Annotated in this window: 8 protein-coding genes; 4 read left to right on the top strand and 4 right to left on the bottom strand. The window is 64.4% G+C overall.

Going from position 1 to position 7,000, the window contains the following annotated elements:
* The coding region (locus CIC12_RS01905; RefSeq protein ID WP_168661638.1) for a YbfB/YjiJ family MFS transporter at nucleotides 1-523 on the bottom strand (523 nt) is incomplete at its 3' end.
* 320 nt (nucleotides 524-843) lie between these two features.
* Between CIC12_RS01905 and CIC12_RS01910 the strand changes: the two genes are divergently transcribed.
* The 3 genes from CIC12_RS01910 (at nucleotide 844) to CIC12_RS01920 (ending at nucleotide 3,023) form a co-directional block, all read left to right on the top strand.
* A complete protein-coding gene (locus CIC12_RS01910; RefSeq protein WP_168661640.1) occupies nucleotides 844-1,485 on the top strand; it encodes a nitroreductase family protein in 642 nt (213 codons plus the stop codon).
* 182 nt (nucleotides 1,486-1,667) lie between these two features.
* A complete protein-coding gene (locus CIC12_RS01915; protein ID WP_168661642.1) occupies nucleotides 1,668-2,147 on the top strand; it encodes a hypothetical protein in 480 nt (159 codons plus the stop codon).
* A gap of 12 nt (nucleotides 2,148-2,159) precedes the next feature.
* Entirely contained in the window at nucleotides 2,160-3,023 is an 864-nt protein-coding gene (locus CIC12_RS01920) for a hypothetical protein (protein WP_168661644.1), read from the top strand.
* A gap of 141 nt (nucleotides 3,024-3,164) precedes the next feature.
* Here the strand turns inward: CIC12_RS01920 and CIC12_RS01925 are convergent, their stop codons facing one another.
* The 3 genes from CIC12_RS01925 to CIC12_RS01935 are packed head-to-tail and all read right to left on the bottom strand — an operon-like array spanning nucleotide 3,165 to nucleotide 6,137.
* On the bottom strand, nucleotides 3,165-3,401 hold the full coding sequence (locus CIC12_RS01925; RefSeq protein WP_168661646.1) for a DUF2783 domain-containing protein: 237 nt from the start codon (nucleotides 3,399-3,401) through the stop codon (nucleotides 3,165-3,167).
* Nucleotides 3,402-3,431: 30 nt separating this feature from the next.
* On the bottom strand, nucleotides 3,432-5,147 hold the full coding sequence (locus CIC12_RS01930; RefSeq protein ID WP_168661648.1) for an FAD-dependent oxidoreductase: 1,716 nt from the start codon (nucleotides 5,145-5,147) through the stop codon (nucleotides 3,432-3,434).
* A gap of 30 nt (nucleotides 5,148-5,177) precedes the next feature.
* The gene (locus CIC12_RS01935; protein ID WP_168661650.1) at nucleotides 5,178-6,137 is read right to left on the bottom strand and encodes an MBL fold metallo-hydrolase; all 960 of its coding nucleotides are present in this window, start codon (nucleotides 6,135-6,137) and stop codon (nucleotides 5,178-5,180) included.
* A 269-nt stretch (nucleotides 6,138-6,406) separates the two neighbouring features.
* Between CIC12_RS01935 and CIC12_RS01940 the strand changes: the two genes are divergently transcribed.
* Nucleotides 6,407-7,000, top strand: a 594-nt coding sequence (locus CIC12_RS01940; protein WP_168661652.1) for a helix-turn-helix domain-containing protein, incomplete at its 3' end; no start/stop codon positions are given.

Here is a 7,000-nt window from a genome sequence, read left to right on the forward strand (position 1 = left end):
ACGGCACCAGCACCGACGATGCCACGATGCCCCATCCCGTGCCGCCGTAGTACAGGCCGAGCACGAGCCCTGCGTCGCGCGGCCTCGCCGACGCCAGTCGCGCGGCCAGCACACCGCCGCTAATGAAGATCGCCGCGCTGCTCGCCCCCGTGATCACGCGCAAGGCGAGCAGCGAATTCGTGTCGGCGAGCAGTCCGCTACCGGCCATCAGCAGCGCAGTGGCCGCACAGCCGCCGCCGAACAGCGCACCGGCCGACCAGCGGCGCGCGAGTCGCGGGAAAGCCAGCGCGCCGAGCAGATAGCCGAGCGCATTGGCGGTGTTCATTGCGCCGGCTTGCGCGAAGCTCCAGCCGAGGTCGAGTTTCATCGACGGCAAGAGCAGCGCGTAGGCGAAGCGCGCGAGCCCCAACGCAATCGCGCTTCCTAACGACAGCGCAGCGGCAAGCATCAAAGTGGGCAGGCGTTGCACCGCGTCGGTGGAAGAAGTGGCGGGCGAGGCGGTGTCGAGTGAACTGGGCGGCATCGGCTGGCGTGAGTGGGCAGAAATTATGCAAGACGGCTCGGCGGTAAGGCTTCGTGCGGCACGTCGCCATCATAGCCGGGAGCGGGTCGCGCGGTTGACCGTTAGTTGCCTTATTGAGCGCGGACGCGGGCGCAGCACCACGGCCGGCTGGCGTCTCACGACCTTGGCCGACGACTATCCGGGCCAAGTTCAACGCCGCGCCCCGTCGCGTTCCAGCCATAAGGTCAACAACCAACCATGCCGACCTAAATGCGAATGATTTGCATTTACCAAGAATTTGGCTCATGATTCGCCCTATGCCATTTGCCGAACAAGAAATCATGACGACGCTCGACCTCGCCCGCGCCGAAGCGGAAACCAGACGCTTAACGACTGCCCCGCCCGACGCATCCGCAGCGCTCGACGTATTGCTCACGCGCCAATCCCATTGGCCGCTCACCGAACCCGGCCCGCGCGACGCCGAGCTCGACCTGATCGTCGATGCCGCCTTGCGTGCGCCCGATCACGGCAATCTGCGGCCATGGCGATTCGTGACGATTCGCGGCGACGCGCGCGGTCCTCTGGGCGATCTGCTGGTCGACCTCGCGTGCACCCGCGCGCCTGGCGAGCCGCGCTCCGCGCACGTGCATCGTCGGCAGAAGGCGTTCGCGGCGCCGCTGGTGATCGCGCTCGGCGCGGCGCTGACGCCGCATCCGAAAGTGCCCGAGATCGAGCAGCTGCTGTCAGCGGGCGCGGCGGCGATGAATATGCTGAACGCCATTCACGCCCTCGGCTATGGCGGTTTCTGGGCCACGGGGCCGGACAGCTACGAAGCGCGTCTGCACGACGCGCTCGGCTTCGCTTCGAACGAGCGCCTGCTCGGCCTCCTGTTCGTCGGGACGCCGAAAACGCCGGGACAGGCTCCCGCGCGAGCGTCACGCAGCGACCATGTGCGGGAATGGCGACCGCCGCAGCCAGCCTGACCGAAAAGCGCGCGCGACCGCACCGGCATCATGCCGAGACAGGCCGTGCGCCCCACGCATCCGATATGACGCACGCTCGCGTCATCACCGATCCGTCGCACGCGACATGCGCTGGCCTGCGACGCGGCACCGTTCCATCTGGCCGGCGCGACTCTTTGGACTGTGTCCATTCAGGAGCATCGATGAACTTTCGCTCTCAATACAGCAGCCGTCCCGAACTGATCGACGATCATCAGCCCGACACCGCCGACGCACCCGAGCGCACAGTACTGACCGCCGTGCGCACGTGGCTGCGGCCTGCGTGCGAAAGCGCGCGCGGCGGCGTGCACTGGCGTGACATTCTGAGCGGCGTCGGCTTGCGTCAGGACGGCATCGAACATTTCGATCTGCTGATGCGTTCGCTGATGCACGTGTCGTACCGTCCGCTCGACATGCGTTGCCGTTGCGCGAGCGATCTCGGCAAGGATGAAGCGGTGATTCTGCAAACCATCGCCTTGCTGCAGAAAACGCATAGCGGCGCAGCTTTACGCATGCTGGCCGAATGGCTGCCCGCGCCCGCGGTGAGCGGCGTGCTGAAGCTGATTCGCTGGTTTGCCATCGATCTGCTCGACGCCGGTGTCGAACTCGACGTGCAAGCACGCCGCGTCACGTATATGCATTGAGGACGCAAGCCCATGCCATTGGAACTGGAGCTGGCTGCACCGGCGACTTCATCCGCGCGGGTGCGTGACAGCGGCGACGCATGCGCGGTTGAAGGCACGATTGAATCCGCAGCGGCACGCGCGCTCGCCGGACACGTTCAGCAGCCTGCTCGCGGCGAGCACGCCATCGTCGATGCAGCGGCCCCCGCTTTCCTGTCGCATCCGCTGACGCGCCACTATCCGCGCAACGTCGCCGCGCCGCGCGCGGGCGAACTGCATCTATGGCGCTTTCGTTGCGAATGGCTGCCCGTACCGGTACAGGAAGGCGATAGCTGGCTTTCGAAAACAGAGCGCGAGCGCGCGCGGCTACATCCGAACGCCGCGCTGCGCAAACGCTTTATCGGCGCGCGCGTGGTCGTGCGCTGGATCGTCGGCCATCTGTTCGACTGCGAGCCGCATGCCGTCGACCTGCAAGACGACGGCAACGAGAAACTGCGTGCGCGCCATCCTCATGATGGGCGCGGCGTCACCATCGATATCGCGTATGGCGGCATCTGGATCGTGATCGGGATGGCGTCGGCGACGCTCGGCCTGAGCGTCGTCGTGCCATCGCCCGGTGCGGCGCCCGACGAGACGCCGGAAAAATCGCGCCGCCGCGCTCGCTATGGCAGCCTTTGCAATGGGCTGCGTTATGCGCCGGTCGATATCGACGGCGATCTACTGTCGAGCGATATCGCGAGTTGCGCATTCGATCTCGCGGAACACGGCCGTTGGCATGTGCTCGATCTGCCGATGAGCGGCAAGATTCGCGCGGCGGTCGCACTCGCGCAGCCGCTCACGCTGGTGCTCACGTTCGGGTGGCCGAAGCGTTTGGCATTGGGGCAATTGCATGACTAGCGCACAGCGAGCGCTGGTCATTGCTTAGGGATACCAACGTCGCGGCCAGCGGCACATCGCGATCAAAACCGATCCTGACGGCGGAAGGCCGACGAATAAGCGCGGCGCGGCTGCCAGGCGTGCTGCTTTCATCGCGTAAATTCAAGCCGCCAGCGAATGCGCCTGCGCGCCTCGCACAGAAACATCCGCCGCGCCTTCACGCGCATGCTGCATCGCTTCGATCAGCGTCGCGTGATCGCCAATATGGTTGGCGAGCAGCAGGATCAATTGCGCATTGGCCGACTGGCTCTGCGCGTCATCCAGATCGCGATGCATGTCGATCAGCGCCTCGTAGAAATCATCGGGGCGGGCGAGGTTCGATTGCACGTTCAGTGCCATGTGTGTCTCCTGCTTTTTTTGCTGATGTGCTCAGGCCGTGCCTTCGACACACAGCGCTCGCTTCAGCGCGTGTCCGACGGCGTCAACATCGACTTGCCGCCAACGCGCGCACACGTGCTGGTCCGGCCGAACCAGATAGAACGTGCCGTGCGTCGCGTCGTAGCGTGCGCTAGCGAGACCCTCGGTATCGTGGACCACACCCACATCCATGTCTGGCCACGCCGCGACTTGCGCATCGCCGCGCATCACCACGACGAGCTTTAACGGAATCGGCCCCGCACGCAGCGCAATTAACGCGGCCAGCGTCGCCGGATCGATGCCCTGCTCGTCGCAAAACAGCACGCCGGTGAATTGCTGTCCGAGGTGCCGCAGCAGCCATGCCGGCTGTCCGGCCGCCTGAACCGGCGCATCGACGCACGCAGCGCCCGGCACCATCGCGCCGTCGAAGCTGTCACGGTCCGCTGTATTCAGCGGGGAATCGCGCAATACCGCCGGCACCGAGAGACGCCCGCTATTGGCCAACTGACGCGCGAACGGATGATGCCGTGACAGCTTTAGTACGGCATCGCGAAACACGCGGCTTACCGGGCTCTTCGGCGTAATGAAATCGGTGGAGCGCGTCGAGTTGCGGATGTTCTCATCGGCGGCGAATTCGCGTTCGCTTGCATACGTGTCGAGCAAGCCATCGGACGCTTGGCCTGCGAGCACCATCGCCAGCTTCCATGCGAGATTTTCCGCGTCCTGCACGCCACTATTCGCGCCACGCGCGCCGAACGGCGACACGCCATGCGCGGAGTCGCCGGCAAACAATACGTTACCGTGGCGAAAGCGCTCCATCCGCGAACACGAGAACGTATAGACGCTAACCCATTCCAGTTCGAACTTCGCGTCCTGCCCGAGCAGGGCGCGCACGCGCGGAATGACACGCTCCGGCGTTTTTTCCAGCACGGGATCGGCATCCCATCCCAACTGGAAATCGATCCGCCACACGTTGTCCGGCTGACGATGCAGCAACACGGATTGATTCGGATGAAACGGCGGATCGAACCAGAACCAGCGCTCGGTCGGAAAATCCGCTTCCATCTTCACGTCGGCGATCAGGAAGCGGTCCTTGAACGTCACGCCCTTGCTGTCGAGTCCCATCAGCTTGCGCATCGGGCTGCGCGAGCCATCGGCGGCGACCACGTAACGGCCGTGCAACGGATACTGTCCGGTGGGCGTGTCGACCGTCAGCGTCACGCCGGCCTCGCACGTGCCGGCCGTGCCGGTCTGCTCGACGCCGACCACTTTGCTCTTCCAGCGAATCTCGAGGTTCGGCATGTCCTGCGCGCGTTCGAGCAGAAAGCCTTCGACGTAGTACTGCTGCAGATTGATGAACGCGGGCCGGTGGTGCCCCGCTTCCGGTTGCAGATTGAACGTGTACACCAGTTCGTCTTTCAGGAACACCTTGCCGACGTTCCAGCTAATGCCCTTGTCGACCATCCGCTGGCCGCATCCCAGGCGGTCGAAGATATCGAGCGAGCGCTTTGAAAAGCAGATCGCCCGCGATCCCGTGGACAACGAACAATCGTCGTCGACCAGCACGACCGGCACGCCCTGCTGCGCGACATCGATCGCGGTAGCAAGGCCCACCGGCCCAGCGCCAACCACGATGACAGGATGGAGCGCCGGCTGCGCAGCAGATTGTTCGCGCTGTTCGCGGCACGGCTGATACTCGAACGACAGCGTCTGGTAATTGATGCTCATGTCATGTCTCCGTCCCTCTCTCCGTTGCCGTCAGGCTTGCAGCGCGTCCCACATCTCCTTGTCGCGTTGCGCGGTCCAGATGCGCGGATGCGTGATGCCGCTCGCTTCGTCGAAAGCACGCGATACATCGAACGGCAGGCAATGCTCGTAGATGAACACGTGGCCGAACTTCGGATCCATCGCCTTGCGCGTGAGCGCCATCGCGGCCTTCAGATCGAGTTTCTGTGCGACGGCTTCCCGGCCCTGTTGCAGCAGCGTGGTGACGAAGTCCTTCGTGTAATCGAGACCCTTGTCGACGTCCTCCGGCGTGGTCAGCGCGGGGCCGCGGCCCGGCACCAGCTTCTCGGCCTTCAACGCGCGCAATGCTTCGAGCGTCGCCGGCCATTGTTCAAGCTGCGCGTCGCCGCAATAACAGGCTGCGTCGTATTCGACGAGGTCGCCGGAAAACAGCACCTTCTGCGACGGCAGCCACACCACAGTGTCACCCTTCGTGTGGCCCGCGCCGAGGTGCGCGATGCGCACCTCGAGCTTGCCGAGAAACAGCGTGATTTCCTTCTCGAACACGAGCGTCGGCCAGGTCAGGCCCGGCACCGTTTCGACGCCGGCGAAAAGACGCGGGAAGCGTTCGATCTCCGACTTCATATCGGCCTCGCCGCGCTCGACGATCATCTCGTATGTGCCGCGGCTCGCGATCACCTGCTGCGCGCCCTCCGCGAAATACGCCGACGCGCCGAGCACGCGTACCGCGTGGTAGTGCGACAGCACGACGTATTTGATCGGCTTGTCGGTCACGCTGCGAATTTTGGCGATGAGGTCTTGCGCCATGGCGGGCGTCGCGGTGGTGTCGACGATCAGCACGCCGTCGTCGCCGATGATCACGCCCGAGTTCGGGTCGCCTTCGGCGGTGTACGCGTAGGCGTTGTCGGACAGCTTGGTCCACGTGACCTGCTTGACTTCCAGGTCGGCCTGGGATGCGAATGCCTTTGCCATGCTTGTCTCCCTCAAAAATTGGATGTGAGGCGAGACGACGGCCGGCTGCGCACGGAAAGCGCGGGCCGACGGTATTGGAGGATTGTCTCGCCCCGTTTTGACTCTATGACTGCGTCGGTGTATCGGGGTAAATGCATCTTATGGCTCGCCGTGATTTTTTGTCAATAGCGAAATGTATCGCTATACGCAAATCTCAAGGCGCCTAAGATGAAAGCTGGCAGGAACGGTCATTCGATTAAGATGGACGCTTTTTACGGACGAGCGCAGGTGTGAGCAAAGCAGCAAATCCGGCTACAGGCAAAGGCGCGCGCGGCGACGAGCCAGCGCACGGCGGTAAAACGCAGCGTGGCATTCAGAGCGTAGAGGTGGGCGGCCGGGTGTTGCTCGCGCTGGCCCAGGCACGCACGCCACTGGCGCTCTCGGATCTCGCCGGCGCCGCGCAAATCGCGCCGGGACAGGCGCATGCGTATCTGGTGAGCCTGAGTCGCCTCGGTCTCATCAAGCGCGATGAACTGTCGGGCCGTTATGAGCCCGGGCCGCTGTCGCTGCGGCTCGGCTTGCTGCACCTCGAAAACCAGCCAGCGTTTCGCGCCGCCGTGCCGCGCGTCGCGGCGCTGGCGGAAACGATCGGATTCAGCGTCGCGATCTGCATTGCCGGGCCACAGGGGCCGACCATCGTCCGTTATGAGCATGCGGGGTTTCCGCTGCACGTCAATCTGCATGTGGGTACGGTGATGTCGCTGCCGGCCACGTCGACGGGGCGCGTATTTTGCGCGTTTTTGCCGCGCGACAAGCTGGCCGGGATGTGGGCGAATCAATCAGGCGCGGCGGGTGACGCGATGACGCCACCCGGCGAAAGCGCC

The sequence above is a fragment of the Paraburkholderia sp. SG-MS1 genome (genome assembly GCF_012275575.1).
Lineage (GTDB): Bacteria > Pseudomonadota > Gammaproteobacteria > Burkholderiales > Burkholderiaceae > Paraburkholderia.